The 20987-nt window shown below is 72.6% G+C and carries 18 protein-coding genes and 1 tRNA gene; 5 read left to right on the forward strand and 14 right to left on the reverse strand.

Annotated features, from left to right (window positions below):
- Positions 1-112 precede the first annotated feature (112 nt).
- The 8 genes from ABT041_RS25390 to pgsA form a co-directional block, all read right to left on the reverse strand.
- Positions 113-865, reverse strand: a complete 753-nt coding sequence (locus tag ABT041_RS25390; protein WP_351188129.1) for a YebC/PmpR family DNA-binding transcriptional regulator — start codon at positions 863-865, stop codon at positions 113-115.
- Positions 866-928: 63 nt separating this feature from the next.
- Positions 929-1516 carry a pyridoxal 5'-phosphate synthase glutaminase subunit PdxT gene (gene pdxT, locus ABT041_RS25395; RefSeq protein WP_351188131.1) on the reverse strand — a complete coding sequence of 196 codons (588 nt, stop codon included), beginning with the start codon at positions 1514-1516 and terminating at the stop codon, positions 929-931.
- A gap of 6 nt (positions 1517-1522) precedes the next feature.
- Entirely contained in the window at positions 1523-2437 is a 915-nt protein-coding gene (gene pdxS / locus ABT041_RS25400; protein WP_184932491.1) for a pyridoxal 5'-phosphate synthase lyase subunit PdxS, read from the reverse strand.
- Positions 2438-2551: 114 nt separating this feature from the next.
- Entirely contained in the window at positions 2552-3094 is a 543-nt protein-coding gene (locus ABT041_RS25405; RefSeq protein WP_351188133.1) for a LemA family protein, read from the reverse strand.
- A gap of 11 nt (positions 3095-3105) precedes the next feature.
- Positions 3106-3741 carry an N-acyl homoserine lactonase family protein gene (locus ABT041_RS25410; protein ID WP_351188135.1) on the reverse strand — a complete coding sequence of 212 codons (636 nt, stop codon included), beginning with the start codon at positions 3739-3741 and terminating at the stop codon, positions 3106-3108.
- Between the two features lie 360 nt (positions 3742-4101).
- Complete coding sequence (locus tag ABT041_RS25415) at positions 4102-5256, reverse strand: glycosyltransferase family 4 protein (protein WP_351188137.1); 1155 nt, start codon at positions 5254-5256, stop codon at positions 4102-4104.
- Positions 5253-6167, reverse strand: a complete 915-nt coding sequence (locus ABT041_RS25420; protein ID WP_351188139.1) for a phosphatidylinositol mannoside acyltransferase — start codon at positions 6165-6167, stop codon at positions 5253-5255. Before ABT041_RS25420 ends, ABT041_RS25415 begins: the two co-directional genes overlap by 4 nt.
- Positions 6164-6826: a phosphatidylinositol phosphate synthase gene (pgsA, locus tag ABT041_RS25425; RefSeq protein WP_351188141.1), complete on the reverse strand. Its 663-nt coding sequence runs from the start codon at positions 6824-6826 to the stop codon at positions 6164-6166. Before pgsA ends, ABT041_RS25420 begins: the two co-directional genes overlap by 4 nt.
- A 277-nt stretch (positions 6827-7103) precedes the next feature.
- On the opposite strand from pgsA, the gene ABT041_RS25430 reads away from it, so the two are divergent.
- On the forward strand, positions 7104-9320 hold the full coding sequence (locus ABT041_RS25430; RefSeq protein WP_351188143.1) for an elongation factor G-like protein EF-G2: 2217 nt from the start codon (positions 7104-7106) through the stop codon (positions 9318-9320).
- A gap of 176 nt (positions 9321-9496) precedes the next feature.
- Complete coding sequence (locus ABT041_RS25435) at positions 9497-11152, forward strand: AbeC-like domain-containing protein (protein ID WP_351188145.1); 1656 nt, start codon at positions 9497-9499, stop codon at positions 11150-11152.
- A gap of 27 nt (positions 11153-11179) precedes the next feature.
- Here the strand turns inward: ABT041_RS25435 and ABT041_RS25440 are convergent, their stop codons facing one another.
- Positions 11180-11743 (reverse strand): HIT family protein, encoded by a 564-nt coding sequence (locus ABT041_RS25440; protein WP_225799511.1) that lies wholly within the window; start codon positions 11741-11743, stop codon positions 11180-11182.
- A 65-nt stretch (positions 11744-11808) separates the two neighbouring features.
- Between ABT041_RS25440 and ABT041_RS25445 the strand changes: the two genes are divergently transcribed.
- Positions 11809-12507, forward strand: a complete 699-nt coding sequence (locus ABT041_RS25445; RefSeq protein WP_351188147.1) for a potassium channel family protein — start codon at positions 11809-11811, stop codon at positions 12505-12507.
- Between the two features lie 46 nt (positions 12508-12553).
- Here the strand turns inward: ABT041_RS25445 and thrS are convergent, their stop codons facing one another.
- From thrS to ABT041_RS25460, 3 genes are all read right to left on the reverse strand, one after another.
- The gene (gene thrS / locus ABT041_RS25450) at positions 12554-14530 is read right to left on the reverse strand and encodes a threonine--tRNA ligase (protein ID WP_351188149.1); all 1977 of its coding nucleotides are present in this window, start codon (positions 14528-14530) and stop codon (positions 12554-12556) included.
- A 193-nt stretch (positions 14531-14723) separates the two neighbouring features.
- Positions 14724-16037, reverse strand: coding sequence for a serine/threonine-protein kinase (locus tag ABT041_RS25455; RefSeq protein WP_351188151.1), 1314 nt, complete (start codon positions 16035-16037; stop codon positions 14724-14726).
- Entirely contained in the window at positions 16037-16603 is a 567-nt protein-coding gene (locus ABT041_RS25460) for a DUF4365 domain-containing protein (protein ID WP_351188153.1), read from the reverse strand. Before ABT041_RS25460 ends, ABT041_RS25455 begins: the two co-directional genes overlap by 1 nt.
- A 121-nt stretch (positions 16604-16724) precedes the next feature.
- Between ABT041_RS25460 and ABT041_RS25465 the strand changes: the two genes are divergently transcribed.
- The gene (locus tag ABT041_RS25465) at positions 16725-17453 is read left to right on the forward strand and encodes a 3'-5' exonuclease (protein ID WP_351188155.1); all 729 of its coding nucleotides are present in this window, start codon (positions 16725-16727) and stop codon (positions 17451-17453) included.
- A gap of 79 nt (positions 17454-17532) precedes the next feature.
- Here ABT041_RS25465 and ABT041_RS25470 read toward each other — a convergent pair.
- A tRNA-Val gene (locus ABT041_RS25470) sits at positions 17533-17604 on the reverse strand.
- 39 nt (positions 17605-17643) lie between these two features.
- Complete coding sequence (locus tag ABT041_RS25475) at positions 17644-18090, reverse strand: SRPBCC family protein (RefSeq protein WP_351188157.1); 447 nt, start codon at positions 18088-18090, stop codon at positions 17644-17646.
- A gap of 92 nt (positions 18091-18182) precedes the next feature.
- Between ABT041_RS25475 and ABT041_RS25480 the strand changes: the two genes are divergently transcribed.
- Positions 18183-20957 (forward strand): SCO7613 C-terminal domain-containing membrane protein, encoded by a 2775-nt coding sequence (locus ABT041_RS25480; protein ID WP_351188159.1) that lies wholly within the window; start codon positions 18183-18185, stop codon positions 20955-20957.
- Positions 20958-20987: the final 30 nt, after the last annotated feature.

A 20987-nucleotide genomic window follows, 5' to 3' on the forward strand; every position in this document is an offset into this window, starting at 1 on the left:
CCCTGATCGCAAGCAGATCGCAAGTCTGTTTGTGCAGGCTATCGCCCGGCACTGACAACGCAGCGGGCCGACGGGGTGTGTCCCGTCGGCCCGCTGCTCGGAAGGTCCGCGATCAGGCGTCGACCTTCTCCATGACCTCGTCGCTGACGTCGAAGTTGGCGAAGACGTTCTGCACGTCGTCGCTGTCCTCCAGCGCGTCGATCAGCTTGAACATCTTGCGCGCGCCCTCTTCGTCGAGCTCGACCTGCATGGTCGGGACGAAGCTGGACTCGGCCGAGTCGTAGTCGATGCCGGCCTCCTGGAGGGCGGTACGGACCGCGACCAGGTCGGTGGCCTCGCTGATGATCTCGAAGGACTCACCGAGGTCGTTGACCTCCTCGGCGCCGGCCTCGAGCACCGACTCCAGGACGTCGTCCTCGGACAGCTCGCCCTTGGGGAGGACGACGACGCCCTTGCGGTTGAACAGGTACGAGACGGAGCCCGGGTCCGCCATGGAGCCGCCGTTGCGGGTCATGGCGACGCGCACGTCGGAGGCGGCGCGGTTGCGGTTGTCGGTGAGGCACTCGATGAGCACCGCGACACCGTTCGGACCGTAGCCCTCGTACATGATGGTGGCGTAGTCGACGCCCCCGGCCTCGAGGCCGCCGCCGCGCTTCACCGCGGAGTCGATGTTCTTGTTCGGCACCGAGCTCTTCTTCGCCTTCTGGATGGCGTCGTAGAGCGTCGGGTTGCCGTCCGGGTCGGCACCGCCGGTGCGGGCCGCGACCTCGATGTTCTTGATCAGCTTCGCGAAGAGCTTGCCGCGCTTGGCGTCGATCACGGCCTTCTTGTGCTTCGTCGTAGCCCATTTAGAGTGGCCGGACATCTGCCTGTCTCCTTCGCGTAACCAACTTCTTGAACGAACCCCAGAGATCCTACCGGGATCGTGTCACCGTTCGGCGCGCACCATGTCCACGAACAGCTCGTGGATGCGGTGGTCCCCGGTGAGCTCGGGGTGGAAGGAGGTCGCGAGGGCCCGGCCCTGGCGGACGGCGACGATGTGGCCCCCGTGCTCGGCGAGCACCTCGACCTGGGCGCCGACGGACTCGACCCACGGGGCGCGGATGAAGACGCCCTCGACGGGCGAGTCGATCCCGGCCACGGTCACACCGGCCTCGAAGGACTCGTTCTGCCGCCCGAAGGCGTTGCGGCGGACGATCATGTCGATGCCGCCGAAGGTCTCCTGGCCCGAGCGCGGGTCGAGGATCTTGTCGGCGAGCATGATCAGGCCGGCGCAGGTGCCGTACACGGGCATGCCCGCGGCGATGCGCTCGCGCAGCGGCTCCATGAGGCCGAAGAGGACGGCCAGCTTGGAGATGGTGGTGGACTCGCCACCGGGGATGACCAGGCCGTCGACCTCGGCGAGCTCCTCGGGGCGCCGGACCGGCCTGGCCACGGCGTCAGCCGCGGCCAGGGCGATCAGGTGCTCCCGTACGTCGCCCTGGAGGGCCAGGACACCGATTACGGGCGTGCTCATGGGTGCTTACCAGCCCCGGTTCGCGTAGCGCTCGGACTCGGGGAGGGTGTCGCAGTTGATGCCGACCATGGCCTCGCCCAGGTTGCGGGAGGCGTCCGCGATGACCTTCGGGTCGTCGTAGAAGGTGGTGGCCTTCACGATGGCGGCGGCGCGCTTGGCCGGGTCGCCCGACTTGAAGATGCCGGAGCCGACGAAGACGCCCTCGGCGCCGAGCTGGCGCATCAGCGCGGCGTCGGCGGGGGTGGCGACACCACCGGCGGAGAACAGCACGACCGGCAGCTTGCCGAGCTCAGCGACCTCCTTGACGAGCTCGTACGGGGCGCGGAGCTCCTTGGCGGCGGCGAACAGCTCGTTGTTGTCGAAGCCGCGCAGCTTGGCGATCTCGTTCTTGATCTGGCGGAGGTGGCGGACGGCCTCGACGACGTTGCCGGTGCCGGCCTCGCCCTTGGAGCGGATCATGGCCGCGCCCTCGGCGATGCGGCGCAGGGCCTCGCCCAGGTTGGTGGCGCCACAGACGAAGGGGGTCGTGAAGGCCCACTTGTCGGAGTGGTTGATCTCGTCGGCCGGGGTCAGGACCTCGGACTCGTCGATGTAGTCGACGCCGAGGGACTGCAGGACCTGGGCCTCGACGAAGTGACCGATGCGGGACTTGGCCATGACCGGGATGGAGACCGCGCCGATGATCTCCTCGATCATGTTCGGGTCGGACATGCGGGCGACGCCGCCGTCCTTGCGGATGTCCGCGGGGACCCGCTCCAGGGCCATGACGGCCACGGCGCCGGCGTCCTCCGCGATCTTCGCCTGCTCGGCGTTGACCACGTCCATGATCACGCCGCCCTTGAGCTGCTCGGCCATGCCGCGCTTCACGCGCGCGGTGCCGGTCTCGGGGGACTGGAAGGTGGTGGAAGGCGTGGTGGACACGGATACCTCACTCGTGACAACAGGGGTTGACGACAAGACGAGGAAACAGGCCACCTGGGGTCCTCATCAAGGGCCAATGTGGACCCGGTGGATCGTTTTCCCAGGTGATCGACGTCAGGCTGGGCGATCGGCAAGGGCAACGGGCGGCTCGTCGTCCATTTCGAAGGCCAGCGGGAAGGGCGCGTGGCCCGCGAGCCGGAACCAGCGGACCTTGCGGTGCCGCCGCAGGGCGCGGGCCGCGCGTACGGCGTCGTTGTGGAAACGGCGGGCCATCGGGACCCGGCGGACCGCCGCGGCCAACTCCCCCGCGGCCTCCTCGCCGCCGGGCGCCTGCCGTACGAGCTCCACCTGCTCGGGCTCGCCGAAGACGGCCCGCAGCGCCTGGCTCAGCTCGCTCTCGGCGACTTCGCGCTGGTCCTCCTCCGCCTGCCGGGCGGCATGCGCCGCCTCGTACAGCACGATCGAGGCGGCCGGGTCGAGGATGCCGGAGGTGGCCAGCTCCTGGGTGACCGAGGCCCGGCGCAGCAGCTGCGCGTCCAGGGCGGCGCGGGCGGCGTCGATGCGCGAGTGCAGCCGGTCGAGCCGCCCGGCGGTCCAGCTCAGGTAGACGCCGATGAGGATCAGCGCGACGACGGTCCAGATCAGGGTTTCGGTCACGGGCGCACAGGCTACCGGGGCGGGGGCAGCACACCTTCCCAAAGGTCGTGGTCGTGGGCGAACAGGACACGGGCGGGACGGCCGTCGGCGAGCTCGGCGAGCCGGTCGAGCCAGGGGCGGCACGGGCTGCCGAACTCGTGGGCGAAGTCGTACGCCTGACCCGCGAGGACCGTGACGCGGTCGCCGTGGTCGAGGACGAGGCTCTGATGGCCCTCGGTGTGGCCGGGCGTGGGCACGATCCGCACGCCCGGCGCGAGCTCGTACTCGCCGTCGAGCTCCTCGTACCGGACGCCGGGCAGCAGCGCGTCGATCGTGTACCCGCCGGCGCGGGCCTCGGCGAGCTCCTTGCGCTGAACGAGGACGGGTGTGGCGGGGAATCCTTGGTTGCCGCCGATGTGGTCGAAGTGCAGGTGGCAGTTGACGACGAGGTCGACGTCGTCGGGACGGACGGTCAGGGGATGCCGGACGGGCCGGTAGTGCGCGTCGGTCTCGGGGGAGCCGGTGCCGATGCCGGTGTCGAAGAGCAGCCGCACGTCGGCGTGCCGCACGAGATACCCGAGAACGGGCTCCACGCGGGGGTGTGGGCCCTGCCACTCGTGGGCGGGGCGGGTGATGTGCCCGAGGTCGAGCCGGGTGATCGTCTCCATGGGCCCACCCTGCCCGCGCCGGGCCGTTGTGGGCCAGCGTTCCGCCCGTTGTGGGCAGGCGTTCCGCAAGGGGCGATGGGGGTCCCCCCTGCTCGAGCGAAGCCGAGAGCTTGGGGGAGGGTGGGCAGAACGGACGGCGTCCTGCCGGCGCCAGAGGCTTCCGCGCCCTGACCCGCACCCCGTGTGCGCAGTGCACTGGTGGTGCGGGTCCAGGCCCGGAACGCGGAGGCGCCGCTGGAGGGCGCCGTCCCGTGTGCCCACCCGTCCCTCCCCCTAGGACTTCGTCCTGGGGGACCCCCATGCGGGACGATTGCCCACACGGGGGGGGCGGACCCGGGCACCGCCCCGCAGGCGCGGGCGCTACAGCCCCAGGCGGGCTCGTAGGCCGCCCGTGCGTTCGTCCGTGTCCACCGCCGCCGCCCCGTCCGTCACCGTCTCGTACACCGCGAGGATGTCCGCACCGACCGTCGCCCAGTCGAAGCGCCGCACATGGGCCGAGCCCCGCGCGCTGAGCTCCTTGCGGCGCGCGGCGTCCCCGAGGAGCGCGATGGCGGCGTCCGCGAGCGCGTCGGCGTCCTCGTTGGCGAAGAGCTCGCCCGCCGCCCCCTGGTCGAGGACCTGCGCGAAGGCGTCCAGGTCGGAGGCGAGGACGGGGGCCCCCGCCGAGAGCGCCTCGACGAGGATGATGCCGAAGCTCTCGCCGCCGGTGTTGGGAGCCACGTACACGTCGACGCTCCGCAGCAGCCGCGCCTTGTCCTCGTCGCTGACCATGCCGAGGAACTCGACGCGCGAGCGCATCTCGGCGGGGAGCGAGGCGACCGCCTCCTCCTCGTCGCCGCGTCCGGCCACGAGGAGACGGGCGTCGGGCCGCTCGGCGAGGATCTTCGGGAGGGCCCGCATGAGGACGGGCAGGCCCTTGCGCGGCTCGTCGATGCGGCCGATGAAGCCGAGGGTCCCGCCCTGCCACTCCTTCTTCGGTTCGGCGCGGGCGAAGAAGCCGACGTCGACGCCGTTCGGGATGACGACGGCGTCGCCGCCCAGGTGCTCCACCAGGGTCCGGCGCGCGTACTCGCTGACCGCGATGCGGGCGCTGATCTTCTCCAGGGCCGGCTGGAGGATCGGATACGCGGCGATCATGGCGCGCGAGCGCGGGTTCGAGGTGTGGAAGGTGGCCACGATCGGCCCCTGCGCGGCCCAGCAGGTGAGCAGCCCGAGCGACGGCGAGGTCGGCTCGTGGATGTGGACGACGTCGAAGGTGCCGTCGTGCAGCCAGCGGCGGACCCGCGCGGCGGAGAGGAAGCCGAAGCTGAGCCGGGCCACCGAGCCGTTGTACGAGACCGGGACGGCCCGCCCGGCCGAGACGACGTACGGCGGGAGCGGGGTGTCGTCGTCGGCGGGGGCGAGGACGGAGACCTCGTGGCCCAGCCGGATCAGGTGCTCGGCGAGGTCACGGATGTGGAACTGGACGCCGCCCGGCACGTCCCAGGAGTACGGACAGACGATCCCGATCTTCACGCGCCCGGCTCCTCCCGCTCCTCCAGGTCCGAGAGCCACAGTCGTTGCAGCATGTGCCAGTCCTCCGGGTGGTCCGCGATGCCGCCGGCGAAGGCGTCGGCGAGGTCCTGTGTCATCGAGGACGTCTTCTCGGCCCGCGTGCCTGACTCGGGTACGTCGATCGGTGCGTGGATCCGGCCCTTCATGACCGCCGTGTCGTCGTACCAGAGCGTCACCGGCAGCAGCAGCGCGCCGGTCTGCTGGGCGAGGATCGCCGGGCCGGCGGGCATCCGTGCGGTGTCCCCGAAGAACGTGACCTCGGTGCCGGAGGCCGACAGGTCGCGGTCGGCGACCAGGCAGACCAGGCCGCCGGCCCGCAGCCGCCGCGCGAGGGTGCCGAAGGCGGAGCCGCCGGTGTGCGGCAGGACCTCCATGCCGAGGGACTCGCGGTAGGCGACGAACCGGTCGTAGAGCGTCTCCGGCTTGAGCCGCTCCGCGACCGTGGTGAACGGCACGCCGACCGATCGGGTCACCCACACGCCCGCGAGGTCCCAGTTGGCCAGATGCGGCAGCGCGAGGATGACGCCGCGCCCGGAGGCGAGGCCCTCGTCCAGGTAGTGGCGGTCCTTGATGTCGATGGACCGCTCGACCCGCTCCTTGGTCCAGGTCGGCAGCCGGAAGGACTCCATCCAGTACCGCATGTAGGAGCGCATGCCGGCCCGCGACAGTTCGGCGAGCCGCTCGGGCGTGGCGTCCGGCACCACGCGCGCGAGGTTGGACTCCAGCCGCAGGACGCTCTTGCCGCGCCGCTTCCACGCGAAGTCGGCGATCCGCCGGCCGAGGCCCGTCGCCACCGGGTCCGGCAGCTTCTTCACGGTCGCCCAGCCGGCGCCGTACAGCCCGTCGCTCAGTCGCTCCTTGAGGGTGCTCACGAGGCCGCCCCGCCTTCCGCGGCCGTGGCGGCGTCCGCCTCGGCCGATTCCCGGCGCACGGTCACGACCCGCTGGCCCAGGGTGACGGCGCTGCCGACGGCCACGATCCACAGGGCGATCGGGAGGAGGACCTCGACGCCGGGCACGCCGAACGTGTGGAGTCCGGCGAGGCCGGCGGCGACCAGCGAGATCACCAGGCGCTCGGCGCGCTCGACCAGTCCGTTCACGGCGACGGGCAGGCCAATCGATTCGCCTCGGGCCTTGGTGTACGAGACGACCTGGCCGCTCGCCAGACAGAAGATCGCCACGGCGCACAGGATGTTGTCGTCGCCCTTGCCCGCGTACCAGAGCGCGAAGCCGCCGAAGATCGCGCCGTCGGCGACCCGGTCGAGCGTCGAGTCGAGGAAGGCGCCCCAGCGGCTGGAGATCCCCGCCTGCCGGGCCATGTTGCCGTCGACGAGGTCGGAGAAGACGAACAGGGTGATGACGATCGTGCCCCAGAAGAATTCTCCGCGGGGGAAGAAGACCAGCGCACCGGCCATCACCCCCGCCGTGCCGATGAGCGTGACCGCGTCGGGGCTGACGCCCCGGCGGAGCAGAAACGCGGCGAACGGTGTGAGGACACGCGTGAAAAAGGCACGCGCGTACTTGTTCAGCATGGCCTTCCCGAGGTTCGGTGGGCCGCGCGGCCCCTATGACCACCGGCTCACCCATCGTAGCCACGAGCGTCCCGGCGCACGGGCGGCACCCGCCCGGCCGCGTCGGCGTCCCGCCGACGGCCCTCGGGGGGCTCCGCGGTGTACGACGTATGGACGGGTCCTGGCGTCGGTGCAAAGCTCGAAGGACCACCGCGGGCACCGCAGGAGCCGTACCGCGACACACCACTCCCCCGCGCCCGCGTCCCGCCGCACCGTGGAGCAGTCGGGAGGAAACATCATGGGTGACAAGGCGAAGACCCCCGCCGGAGCCGCCGGCAGGGCTCCTACGGCCGACCGGCCCTCGGCCGTGCGGAACGTGGTGCTGGTCGGCCACAGCGGATCGGGCAAGACGACCCTCGTCGAGGCCCTGGCGCAGACCGCGGGAGCGGTGAACCGGGCCGGGCGGGTCGAGGACGGCGCGACCGTCTCCGACTACGACGAGATCGAGCACCGCCAGCAGCGCTCCGTACAGCTCTCCCTCGTCCCGGTCGGCTGGGACGGTTACAAGATCAATCTTCTCGACACCCCCGGGTACGCCGACTTCGTCGGGGAGCTGAGGGCCGGTCTGCGCGCGGCGGACGCGGCCCTCTTCGTCGTCTCGGCCGCCCAGGAGGCCGATGCCGTCGCCGGCTCCACCCGCATGATCTGGGAGGAGTGCGCGGCCGTCGGGATGCCACGCGCCATCGTCGTCACCCACCTCGACACGGCCCGCACCGACTTCACCGAGCTCACCGCGGTCTGCGCCGAGCTCTTCGGCCGGGACGACCCCGACGCCGTCCTCCCGCTGTATCTGCCGGTGCGCGGCGCCGAGGGCGCCGACGGGCACGCGCCCGCGACCGGCCTGGTCGGCCTGCTCTCGGAGCGGATCTTCGACTACTCCTCCGGGGTGCGCCGGGAGAACCCGCCCGACGAGACGCAGCGGGAGCTCATCGCGGAGGCCCGTGCCCGGCTCATCGAGGGGATCATCGCCGAGAGCGAGGACGAGACCCTCATGGACCGGTACCTCGGCGGCGAGCAGGTCGACGTGAAGACCCTCGTCGACGACCTGGAGAAGGCCGTCGCCCGAGGCGCCTTCCATCCGGTGCTCGCGGCCGCCCCCGCCGCCGACGGCGGGACGCAGGGCCTCGGCACCCTGGAACTCCTGGAGCTCATCACCGGCGGCTTCCCCTCGCCCCTGGAGCACGAGGCGCCCGCCGTCACCACCCCCGACGGCCGGTCCCGGCCCCCGCTCACCTGCGACCCCGAGGGGCCGCTGGTCGCCGAGGTCGTCAAGACGGCCGCCGACCCCTATGTGGGCCGGGTCTCCCTGGTCCGGGTCTTCTCGGGCACCCTGCGGCCCGACGAGGTCGTGCACGTCTCGGGGCACGGCCTCGTGGATCCGTCCCACAACGGCCATGAGCTGCACGAGGCGGACGAGCGGATCGGCGGGCTCACCTCGCCCTTCGGCAGGCAGCAGCGCCCACTCGCCGAGTGCATCGCCGGCGACCTCGCCTGTGTCGCCCGGCTCGGCCACGCGGAGACCGGCGACACCGTCTCCGGCAAGGACGATCCGCTCCTGATGGAGCCGTGGACCATGCCGGAGCCACTGCTGCCTCTGGCCGTCCAGGCCCACGGCAAGGCCGACGAGGACCGGCTCTCGCAGGGCCTCGCCCGGCTGGTGGCCGAGGACCCGACCCTGCGGCTCGAACAGAACCAGGACACCCGCCAGGTGGTCCTGTGGTGCCTCGGCGAGGCCCATCAGGACGTCGCCCTGGAGCGGCTGCGCGGCCGGTACGGGGTGCAGGTCGACGCCGTCCCGTACAAGGTGGCGCTGCGCGAGACCTTCGGCGGCCCCGCCTCCGGCCGCGGGCGGCACGTCAAGCAGTCCGGCGGCCACGGCCAGTACGCCATCTGCGAGATCGACGTGGAGCCGCTGCCGCCGGGCAGCGGCATCGAGTTCGTCGACAAGGTGGTCGGCGGGGCGGTCCCGCGCCAGTTCGTCCCCTCGGTCGAGAAGGGGATCCGGGCGCAGGCGGCGCGCGGGCTGGCGACCGGCCATCCGCTCGTCGACATCCGGGTCACCCTGCGGGACGGCAAGGCCCACTCGGTGGACTCCTCCGACGCGGCCTTCCAGACCGCCGGTGCGCTGGCGCTGCGCGAGGCGGCCGCGGAGGTGCCCGTCCATCTCCTGGAGCCGGTGGCCCAGGTCGAGGTCCTCGTCCCCGACGAGTACGTCGGCCCCGTCATGAGCGATCTGTCGGGGCGGCGCGGCCGGGTCGTCGGCACCGACCAGGCCGGTCCGGGACGGACCGTGGTCAGGGCCGAGGTGCCGGAGATCGAGATCGGACGGTACGCGATCGACCTGCGCTCGATCTCGCACGGCACCGGCCGGTTCGACCGCACGTACGCCCGGCACGAAGCGATGCCGCCGCACCTGGCGGAGAAGATCCGCGAACAGGCCGAAAAGGGCTCCTAGCTGACGGAGGAACAGAAGCCCGTGTCCGCCCGGCACTCGCCGGGCGGACGTCATTCGGCCGAGGACATCCACAGGCCGTGACGCATCCGGCCGTACCCGGTTACGCTGTGGTGCCCAGCTCAGAAGGTGTGCGGGGCACGGCAGTTGGGAACAGCCCGCACAGGTACTCGCGCGCGATGGGGGCGGCAGTGGCGATCGACGGTTTCGGACCCGGGGCACAGATCCCCCTCCAGAGCACGGGAGGCGGCACGGGCGCGACCAACGCGCTCGCGTCCGCCGCGTACCGCGACAGTCCGCTGAAGACGATCCAGGAAGCCGACAACGACCTCTACAAGACCGCGGTAAAGGAGGGGAAGTGGGGGCTCTTCAGCCCCGACCTCGGCGAGGCCTTCTCCCGCGCGGTCCAGGTCCGCATGCTCGGCGGCGCCCGCAAGGCCCTGATCCAGTCCTTCGGGGCCGAGCCGCAGCCGGTCGTCGAGCACTGCCTGGCCGCCACGCACCTGCGCAGGCAGCGCGACATCAAGCTGACCCTGGTCACCTTCTTCTGCGGTGTCCTCTTCCTGCCCGGTCTGCTGCTCTGGCTGGGCGTCATCCAGCTCCGCCGGCTCGTCTCCGGCTCCGAGAACAAGCGCAACAGCGCCGTCGGCACGGCCCTCCTCTGGGCCGCCGGGATCTTCGCCGTGCTCGTCCTGATCAAGCTGCCCTTCGACGGGATCCTGCCGAACTACCTGCGCGCGATGGTCGTCGCCCCGGTCGTCGGCTGGTACCTCGCGAGCCGGATCTGCCTGAAGGCCGCCGTCGACCTGCGCGAGCGCTGGTCCGGCCTGCTCGGCGGCGGCGGCATCGGCCCCCACGTCCCCAAGTCCGTCCCCCAGGACCCGGGCGAGAAGTCCGCCGAGGCCCTGCGGGTCAACCTGGAGAAGCTCTCCGCCGAGCAGCAGTCGAACATCGTCTTCTACGCCGGCACCAAGGGGATCCTCGGTCTTGGCACCCGCTGGGGAAGCTGGACGCTCGCCGAGGAGCTGATCCCGCAGGAAGGAAAGGAACTCCACGCCTTCCGCGCCTGGGACGTCATCCGCAGGATCCACGACGAGCTGACGCTCCTGGAGCGCGGCTCCCTGAAGACCGGCTTCCCCAAGCCGAGCGTCAAGCACTGGATCGTCTCCCCGGTCGGCGAGGGCGCCGACGAGGTCACCCGCCCCGAGGGCGACAACATCGTCCACTACCAGGTCAAGCCGCACGAGATACAGCGCATCTGCAACGACCAGCAGTTCGGCGCGGGCAACCGCCACTACCTCGGGGTGCAGTTCACCCTCTGGGACGGCAATCTCGTCCTCACGATGATGGTGACGGTCACCTCGCTCCACCACACGCTCCGGATCGAGGTCACCGGCCACGCGCTCGGCCCCGTCCACGGTCTCTTCACCACGAAGCCGAAGGCGAAGACCAAGGAGGTGTCGAAGACCGTCCGGTTCTGGGAGACGAAGGAGATCCAGCAGCCGCTGCTCACGACCCAGGACATCGTGCGGCTCGCGGTGCGCGCCCCGCTCACCTGGTACCCGCCGGTCCTGGACTTCCTCGGCGGCAAGATGACGCTGCCCGAGCCGTTCGGCCTGCGGCACGTCTGGGCCGGTCCGCTGTGGAAGAACCGCTTCATGGCCGACGACGCCATCCGCATGGCCACGCCCGTGCTGCGGGCCGTGCACACGGCGACGCTCAAGGTGCTCGACGAGCACAACGTGGAGACGGAGCGCTTCACCAACCGCTCGCTCGTCCTCAGCGGCGGCATTCAGGACCCGGGTCCGAAGAAGGCCGACGTCTACGACGCCTGACCCGGGTCCCGCACGGCGCTCAGGGTGTCAGAGGGTGGCCGGCCAGGCGTCGGCCAGCATCTTCCGGGTGTCGGCGAGCAGCTGGGGCAGCACCTTGGTGTGCCCCACGACCGGCATGAAGTTGGTGTCCCCGCCCCAGCGGGGCACCACGTGCTGGTGCAGGTGCGCGGCGATCCCGGCGCCCGCGACGGCACCCTGGTTCATGCCGATGTTGAAGCCGTGCGCGCCGGACGCGGCCCGCAGCGCGACCATCGCCCGCTTGGTGAAGGCGGCGAGCTCGACCGTCTCCGCCTCGTCGAGGTCGGTGTAGTCGGCGACGTGACGGTACGGGACCACCATCAGGTGACCGCCGTTGTACGGGTAGAGGTTGAGCACCGCGTAGACGCCCTGGCCGCGCGCGATCACCAGCCCGTCCTCGTCCGACTTCGACGGAATCACACAGAACGGACAGCCGTCCTCGGCCCCCGGCCCGGTCGGCTTGTTCTCGCCCTGGATGTACGCCATCCGGTGAGGCGTCCACAGGCGCTGGAACGCGTCCTGCGTCCCCACTCCGATCTGCTGCTCCGGCTCAGTCGTCATGCTGAGCAGCATATTGCGTCGTCCGTTCGGAACGTGTCGCCGGGGCGGAAGATCCATGCAGCGGCCATGCTGATCCGATGAGAGAAAGGCCGCTGATCCCGCCCGCGCAGGAACGCTGGGACGACCGGATGGAGACCCCGCTGACGGTGATGGCGCTGGTCTATCTCGCCGCCTACGCGGTACGGATCCTCGCCCATGATCTGGCGGGGGCCCTGCGCGACCTGTGCCTCGCGCTGACGTACACGGCGTGGGCGGTCTTCATCGTCGACTATGTCGTACGGGTCAGGTTGAGCGGTCTCGGCCTGTTCCGCTTCATGCGCCACCACTTCCTCGACACGGTGGTGGTGGTGCTGCCGCTGCTGCGCCCGCTCCGGGTGGTGAGCGTGTACGACCGGGTGCAGCGCCGCCAGGACAAGCCCCGGCTCACGCTCTACGCCCGGGTCATGGCGTACGCGGGAATGACGGCGAGCCTGCTGGGCTTCGCGGGGGCGCTGACCGTCTACCACTACGAGTACGGCGCCCCGGGCGCGACGATCCGCACCTTCGGGGACGCGGTGTGGTGGGCGTGCGCGACGCTGGCGACGGTGGGGTACGGGGACGTGACCCCGGTGACGCCCATGGGACGCCTCACGGCGGTGGGCATGATGGGGGTCGGTCTGGCCCTGCTCGGCGCGGTGACGGGTTCCTTCTCGTCCTGGCTGATCCAGGCGTTCACCCGGGAGGACGAGCGGGAGGACGGGAGGAGGCCCCCGGGGGATTTCCCGGGGGCCTCCTGAAGGCTCAGGCCGTCAGACCTGGACGCGGTCCTCGACGACCGGGTCGTCAGACCTGGACGCGGTCCTCGACGATCTTGGCGAGCTTGGCGATCGCCTCGTCGACGGGGATGCCGTTCTCCTGCGAGCCGTCGCGGTAGCGGAAGGAGACGGCGCCGGCGGCCATGTCCTCGTCACCCGCGATGATCATGAACGGGACCTTCTGCTTCTGCGCGTTCCGGATCTTCTTCTGCATCCGGTCCGAGGAGGAGTCGACCTCCACCCGCAGGCCCTGCTTCTTGGCCTTGGCGGCGAACTCGTGCAGGTAGTCGACGTGCGCGTCACCGATCGGGATGCCGGTCGCCTGCACCGGGGCCAGCCACGGCGGCATCGCGCCCGCGTAGTGCTCGAGGAGCACCGCGAAGAAGCGCTCGATCGAGCCGAACAGCGCGCGGTGGATCATGACCGGGCGCTGCTTGGTGCCGTCCGGGGCGGTGTACTCCAGGTCGAAGCGCTCCGGCAGGTTGAAGTCGAGCTGCACGGTCGACATCTGCCAGGTACGGCCGATGGCGTCCCGCGCCTGCACGGAGATCTTCGGGCCGTAGAACGCGGCGCCGCCCGGGTCGGGGGTCAGCGGGAGGCCCTGCTTCTCGGCGACCTGCTGGAGGACCGCGGTGGCCTCCTCCCACACCTCGTCCGAGCCGACGAACTTCTCCGGGTCCTTGGTCGACAGCTCCAGGTAGAAGTCGGTCAGACCGTAGTCGCGGAGCAGGTTCAGGACGAAGGTGAGGGTGCGGTCGAGCTCGTCCGCCATCTGCTCACGGGTGCAGTAGATGTGCGCGTCGTCCTGGGTGAAGCCACGGGCCCGGGTCAGACCGTGGACGACGCCGGACTTCTCGTACCGGTACACGGTGCCGAACTCGAACAGGCGCAGCGGCAGCTCACGGTAGGAGCGCCCGCGCGCGTCGAAGATCAGGTTGTGCATCGGGCAGTTCATGGGCTTGAGGTAGTAGTCCACGCCCTCGTCGAGCTGCATGGGGGGGTACATGCCCTCGGCGTACCAGTCGAGGTGGCCCGACTTCTCGAACAGCTTGCCCTTGGTGGCGTGCGGCGAGTAGACGAACTCGTAGCCCTCCTCCTCGTGGCGCTTGCGCGAGTAGTCCTCCATGACCCGGCGGATGATGCCGCCCTTGGGGTGGAAGACGGCGAGGCCGGAGCCGATCTCGTCCGGGATGGAGAAGAGGTCGAGCTCGTTGCCCAGCTTGCGGTGGTCGCGCTTCTCGGCCTCGGCGAGGAAGTCGAGGTGCGCCTTGAGCTCGTCCTTCGACGGCCAGGCGGTGCCGTAGATGCGCTGGAGCATCGGGTTCTTCTCGCTGCCGCGCCAGTAGGCGGCGGCGTTGCGCATCAGCTTGAACGCCGGGATGTTCCGGGTGGTGGGCAGGTGCGGACCGCGGCAGAGGTCCTTCCAGCACAGCTCGCCGGTCTTGGCGTCGAGGTTGTCGTAGATGGTCAGCTCGCCGCCGCCCACCTCGACGTTCGCACCGTCGTCGGTCGACGCGGAGCCCTTGATGCCGATGAGCTCCAGCTTGTACGGCTCGTCCGCCAGCTCCTCGCGGGCGGCCTCGTCGGTCACCACGCGGCGGGCGAAGCGCTGGCCGCGCTTCTGGATCTCCTGCATCTTCTTCTCGATGACCTTGAGGTCCTCGGGAGTGAAGGGCTTCTCGACGTCGAAGTCGTAGTAGAAGCCGTCCCGGACCGGCGGGCCGATGCCCAGCTTGGCCTCGGGGAAGAGCTCCTGCACGGCCTGGGCCATGACGTGCGCGGTCGAGTGGCGCAGGATGTCGAGACCGTCCGGGGAGGAGATCTCGACGCCCTCGACGACATCGCCGTCGCGGAGCTCGTACGACAGGTCCTTCAGCTCGCCGCCCACGCGGGCGGCGATGACGGTGCGGTCGTCGGCGAACAGGGCGCCGGCGGTGGTGCCCGCGCTCACCGCCCTCTCCTCTGCCTCCGAGGCGGACTGGACGGTCACACGGACATCAGACACGGGTACTCCATACATAAGGGCGCAGGCAGACACGAGGTGCCGGCGCCGGCGACGCGCGGCAGAGACGAGGTGCCGCGTCGTCACCGATCTTACCGAGCGGTTCGCACCCCCGGCGAAAGGGATTCCCGCGCCCCCGCTCCTTCCCCGTTCCCGCGCCCCCCGACGTTCCTTGCCCGTTCCCGCTCCCCCGCCGCTACTCCTCCTCCGGCCCGCAGGCCTCCTCGAAGAAGTCGAGGTTCTCGTGCAGGGCCTTGAGCAGCCGGTCCCGTTCCGTCTCGTCGACCTGGACGGGGACGACCCCGGTGGCGTCGGTGAGCCGGCGGAAGCCGCCCCGGCTCTCCAGGCGCCCGACCACCCGGATCGGGAGGCCGACGAGATGGGCGTGGCCGGCCGTGCGGTACGCCTCCTCGTCGAGGGCGACCCGGACGTGCGGGACCTCGGCGCCTGCGAGCACCCGCAGCCGGACGATCCCCTCGCCGCGCGGCCCCGAGCGGCGCATGCGGACGACGGCGCCGGTGAGGCGGACCGGCACGGAGGGCTCGTCGGTCAGATAGCGGGCGCTCGCCTCCCGCAGCGCGGGGAGGTCGCCGGGCGAGAACTCGACCGGTTCGGGCCGGGCGGCGCACCCCTCGGGCGCACCCGCGGCCGGGGCCCACTCCAGGGCGACGCGGGCTCCCTCGGTGCCCCGGACGAGGGCGACGAGCGCCTCGGTGAGCTCGCGGCTGACGCCCGCCTCGACGGCCGCGTCGAAGGCCTCCATGCCGCCGGTGGCCCGCTGGTAGTCGACGGCCTCGCGGGCCGCGTACAGCGCGTGGTAGAGCCGGACGGCGATCGGCCGGCCCGGTTCGACCGGCAGGAAGGCCGTCAGGCCGCGCCCGCCCGGCGCCGCGCCGACGACGACGGTCTCCAGGGAGGCCTGGGCGGCGCGCCGGTGCCGGGCCCCGTAGTAGCCGGCCCGGCCGCGCACGGCGAGGGCGCCGGCCAGGAGGAGCTGGCGGGCGGCGGACCTGAGCTGCTCCTGCACGGTCCAGGGGACGGTGCCGGCCGGGCCCGGGGGCACGTCGCGCCACCAGCGGATCTCGTCGCTGGGCACGGACAGGCCGGTGAGCACCTCGCGCGCGGAGGGCGTGGCGCTGCGGGCGAGGGCGGTGAGCGCCTCGCCGAGCAGGTCCTCGCAGTCCGGGAAGGCGCGGCTCTCCGGGACGAGGAGGCTCGTGCCGGTGCCGCTGCCGGGCGGGGTCCAGCGGCTGTAGCGGCCGACGGCGCCGCCGCGCCGCCGCCAGCCGTGGCGGGCGAGCAGGGCGCCGAGGACGCGCGGGTCGACCCTGCCCGGGTCGGGTGTCCCCTGGGTGTCGGCCCAGGGCCCGATGGGCGGGGCGGGAACGCCGGTCCAGGGTCCTGGGGTCTCGCCGGGGGCCGGATGGGGCCGGTAGGGCGGGGGGACGGGGCCGCGCCCGGCCCCGTCCCCCTCGTACCCGAACCCGGGTTCGTCGATCGGCCGGTGCATCAAGGTCTCCCTCCCACGCCGACCCGGGTCATGATCTCGCAGAGCGCCCGGTCGTCGAAGATCCGCGCCGTCGGGATGCGCACGGTGGTCCGGCGCCGTCCCGTGACCGGGTGTCCGGCCAGGTTGATCCAGTAGCAGCAGTGCCGCAGGTCGAGCCGGTCGTGGCTCGCCCTCAACCAGTCCTCCTGCGTCCTCGGGACGAGCATCACGACCAGGATCTTGTGCACGGACACCGGCGTCCGGGCGAGTTTCACCAGGTGGTCGTTGTCGAGGGTGAACGAGAACGCGTTCCCCGGCGGGCGGGGCGGTATCTGGTAGGTGCACTTGAGCTGCACCTTGATGGTCACTTCGTCGTCGACGGTGTGCCCGGGAGCGCTGTGGCTCACGTGCCAGTCGATGCCGTTGTCCGGAAAGGGCTGGGACAGCGAGCAGCCGGCCGCGGCGGCGACGGCGTGCAGGTATCCCACCTGAAGGGTCTCCATGCAGGCGGTGGTGGCGAGTGAGCCGCGCGTCGGTGCCAGCCGCTGGGGCGGCAGCCCTCCCGACTCGGGCTGGGCGAGCGCCATGTCTTCTTCCTTCCCCGTCCCTTGTGTTGTGACCGGTCCGCGTACGACGCAAACAGTCCGGGTATCACCGTTTCGGGGCAGGGGGTTGGCCATCTGCCGCACGTGTTCAGGGAGTTCGGGGATGTCGATGCACTGGTACGAAGGGCCCCTGGCCGCTTTCGACACGGAGACCACAGGAGTTGACGTCGAGGAGGACCGGATCGTCTCGGCCGCCCTCGTCGTCCAGGACACGGAGGGGGCGCGTCCGCGGGTGACGCGCTGGCTGGTCAACCCCGGCATACCGGTGCCGGAGGGGGCCACGGCGGTCCACGGCCTGACGGACGATCACCTCCAGCGGAACGGCCGCTGGCCGGCCCCCGTGATGGAGGAACTGGCGCGCGCCCTCGCCGAGCAGTCGGCGGCGGGGCGGCCGCTGGTGGTGATGAACGCGCCGTTCGATCTGACGATCCTGGACCGCGAACTGCGCCGGCACCGGGCCTCGTCGCTGGGGAACTACACGGCGGGCAGCCCCCTGACGGTGCTCGACCCGCGGGTCCTGGACAAGCACCTGGACCGGTACCGGAAGGGCCGCAGGACGCTGACGGACCTGTGCGCGCACTACGAGGTGGAGCTGACGGGGGCGCACGACGCGGCGGCGGACGCGACGGCGGCGATGGATGTCGTACGGGCGGTGGCGCGGCGCTTCTCGTCCCGCCTCGAGCGGCTGACTCCGGCGGAGCTGCACACGCTCCAGGCGGTGTGGCACGCGGCGCAGGCGCGGGGCCTGCAGGCCTGGTTCACCCGGCAGGGGACGCCGGAGACGGTGGACCCGTCGTGGCCGCTGCGACCGGAGCTGCGCACGGCGGCGTGACCGGGTGTCGCGGTCCCGGGAACACGGGGCCGGGAATGCGGAAGGCCGGTCCGTCTTTCGACGGACCGGCCTCTCCCGGTGGGCGATACTGGGATCGAACCAGTGACCCCTTCGGTGTGAACGAAGTGCTCTCCCGCTGAGCTAATCGCCCGGGAACGGGTTGAACCATACAGGTCTTCGCGCCTCTGGTTCAAACCGCGCGCAGGCGGGCCGCGAGTCCACGCCGCCCGCCGCGCATCATCAGGGCGTGGTTGGCCCGGAAGACGGGCCGTCCGGGGACGGCGAGCGCCCGCAGCAGCCGGGCCCGGACCTCGACCTCCTGCTCGTACAGGGCGTGCGTGCCGCTCCCCTCCGGGGTGAGGGTCCAGCGGGCCCATCCCTCCAGGTCCCCGCCGAGGCCGATCTCCAGGACGCCGGCCGCCGGGTCGCGGCGCAGGGCCCGGGCGGTGACGACGAGCTCGTACGGGAGGAGGGAGCGGAAGCGGGCGGTGCCGGTGGTCTCGTCGACCGGGACGACCTCGCGGACCTGGGGCCACCAGAGGGGGTACTCCTCGGCGCGTTCGAGGACCGCGTAGACCGCCTCGGTCGGGGCGGCGAGCCGCCAGACGCAGCGGAAGCGGTACCGGCACCAGTCCATGCCCCCAGTGTGGACGTACTCAGGCGGGAAGCGCGGGAATCTGAGTAGCGGGACGCATTCCCGCCGGCCGTGGCCGGGACCACACTCCGGGTATGGACAACTCCCTGCCGCCCGCGGACGAGCTGGTGCTCGTCGACCGCGAGCTGGCGCAACTCGACGCGCGCCGCTCCCAGTTGCTGGCCCGCCGCGCCTGGCTGATCCAGGTGCTGTACCCGCCGCGCGCCGCGGCGGCCCCGGCACACCCGCTTCGGCCGGTCGCGGACTCGACGCCGCGGAGCGCGCAGAACGTGCTCCTCACGCTCGGCGGCACGCTGCTGACGATCGCCGCCGTCGCCTTCACCCTGGTGAGCTGGGGCTCGATGGGGATCGGCGGCCGCGCGGCGGTCCTGGCCGTGGTGACCGGTGCGGCGCTCGCGGCGCCGGTGGCGCTGCTGCGCAAGGGCCTGGTGTCGACGGCCGAGTCGGTGGCGGCGCTCGGCCTGGTCCTGACGGTCCTCGACGCGTACGCGCTGCACCGGGTGGCGCTGCCGGGGACGGACGGCCTGGGCTACGCGGCGGCCGCCTCGGCCATCCTGGCGGGCGCGTGGACGGCGTACGGCTCGGCGCTGCCCCGGCTGCGGCACCCGCTGCCGGTGGCGGTGGTCGCCGCGCAGCTGCCGCTGCCTCTCGGTGTCCTCGCGGCCGGTGGCGGGTCCACGGCGGTCGCCTGGGCGGCGCTCCTCACGGCGACGGCGGACGCGGCGGTCGTCCTGTGGACCCGCCCGGAGGCGGTCCGGATCACCGCGGGCGTGGCCGCGGCCGTCCTGGGCGGCTGGGCCCTGCTGACGGGCGGCTGGCTGTCCCTCGTCTCTCCGTGGACCGGTGCGCCGCTCCTGCTCGCGGGCGCGGCGGTGACGCTGTACGCGGCGTGGCGCATCCCCTCCTTCGCGACGGCGGCCTCGGTGATCGCGGGCCTGTCGACCCTGGCGGCCGTCGGCGGCCTCCTGCGCACGGCCCTTCCCGCGGACTGGACGGTCCCGGGGTACGTGCTGTGCGCGCTGGCCCTGACGTCGGTGTGGTGCGTGGGCCGCACGAAGGCGGTCGAGGGCACCGGGACGGCACCCGCCGCCGCGACAGCCGGGGACGGCGTGACCGGCCCTGCCGGGGGCGGCTCCGCGTCGCTCGGCACGGCCCCGGCCGCTGCGGCGGCGGAGGACGGCGGCCGTCCGCACGGCTCGGGCACGGCGGTCCCGGCCGGTGGACGCGGACGCCTGCCGCAGGGCATCCGGCTCGGTCTCGCGGCCGCCGGTGCCGGTGTCGCGGCCCTCGGGGTCGTGTGGGCGCTGCCGCCGACGGTGGTGGGGCTCCTCGGGCCGGTGGCCCGGACGACGGACGTCTGGTCGGGCGAGCACGCGACGCGTGCCCTGACCTCCTACCCGGCGACGACGGTCCTGGTCCTGGCGGCGGCCGTGGCCGCGCTCGCGGCACTCCCCCGCCTGTGGGCCCGCTGTGGAGCACTCGCCCTGGCCTGGGCGCTGCTCACGGCCCTGCCGGTCTCCTTCGGCCTGCCGTACGCGGTGACGCTCGCCCTCCAGCTGCTCACGACGGCGGCGGCCCTGTGGATCGCGGTCCGCCCGGGCCCGCTGACCCTCGGCCTCCCCGCACCCGCCGCCCCGGCCGGACCCCTCGCCGAGCCCGGCACGGACACCCGGGAAACCCCGCCGACGGCCGCCGCCCCGGCCACCCGGCAGGACACAGGTCCGGCCGCCCCGGAAGCGCCGGCCACCGGCCAGGCCACACCGGCGGCCCCGGCCGCGCCCCAGCCTTCCGCGCCGTCGGCCCCTGCCGCCGTGCCCGTCTCCGCGCCCTCGGCCCCCTGGGCCGGGTGGGCGCCGTCCCTGCCGCGCAGGCAGGCCGCCGCGCCCGGGAGCGTGCTCGGGTGGGTCGCGTACGTCGGTGGGCTCGCGTCCGCCCTGAGCGCGGTGGCGCTGGGCCTGGACGTCCGGGGGGCCACCTTCGGTGTCCTCGGCACGGTCCTCGCCCTCTTCCTGGGGGTCGCGGTGCTCGGTGCCGGCGCGCGTCGGGTCGTCTCCGCCTCCGGGGCGGTGCTCGCGGCGACGGGGCTCGTGTGGGCGGTGGCGGCCGCCGGCGGATTCGAGCACCACTGGACGGCGCTCGCGCTGCTGCTCGTCCCGGCGGGGACGGCCGCCGTCGGCTCCCGGGCACCGCGCCCGGTGGCCCTGGCGGTCGAGATCACGGGCGGGGCCGTGGGGCTGCTCGCCCTCGGGCTCGCCGTCTCCCGGCCCGCGTTCCTGGCGCTCGCGCTGGCCCTGGGCGGGGTGATCGCGGCGGCGACGGCGGTGCGGCCGGAGCGGCGCCGCTTCGCCTCGTGGACGGCGGCGGTGCTGTTCCTGCTCGCCACCTGGGTGCGGCTCGCGGTCTGGGACGTGACGACCCCGGAGGCGTACACGCTGCCGGTGACGCTGCCCGCGCTGGCCGTCGGGTTCCTGCGGCGCCGCCGGGACCCGGAGGCCTCGTCCTGGACGGCTTACGGCCCCGGGCTCGCGGTGACGCTGCTGCCGAGCCTGTTCGCGGCCTGGACGGACCCGGAGTGGGCCCGCCCGCTGGCCCTGGGCGTGGCGGCGCTCGTGGTCACGCTGCTCGGTGCCCGCTTCCGGCTCCAGGCGCTTCTGGTCCTCGGTGGCGCGGTGCTCGCCCTGGACGGGCTGCACGAGCTGGCGCCGTACGTGGTGCAGGCGGTGGGCGCGCTGCCGCGCTGGCTGCCGCCGGCCCTGGCGGGGCTGCTGCTCCTCGGGGTGGGCGCCACGTACGAGCAGCGGCTGCGGGACGCCCGGCGGCTGCGGGAGCGGCTCGCGCGGATGCGGTGAGACGCCGAAGGCCCGGAGACGGTGTTCCGT

The sequence above is a fragment of the Streptomyces sp. NPDC002825 genome (assembly GCF_040295385.1).
In the GTDB taxonomy this organism is placed as follows: Bacteria; Actinomycetota; Actinomycetes; order Streptomycetales; family Streptomycetaceae; genus Streptomyces.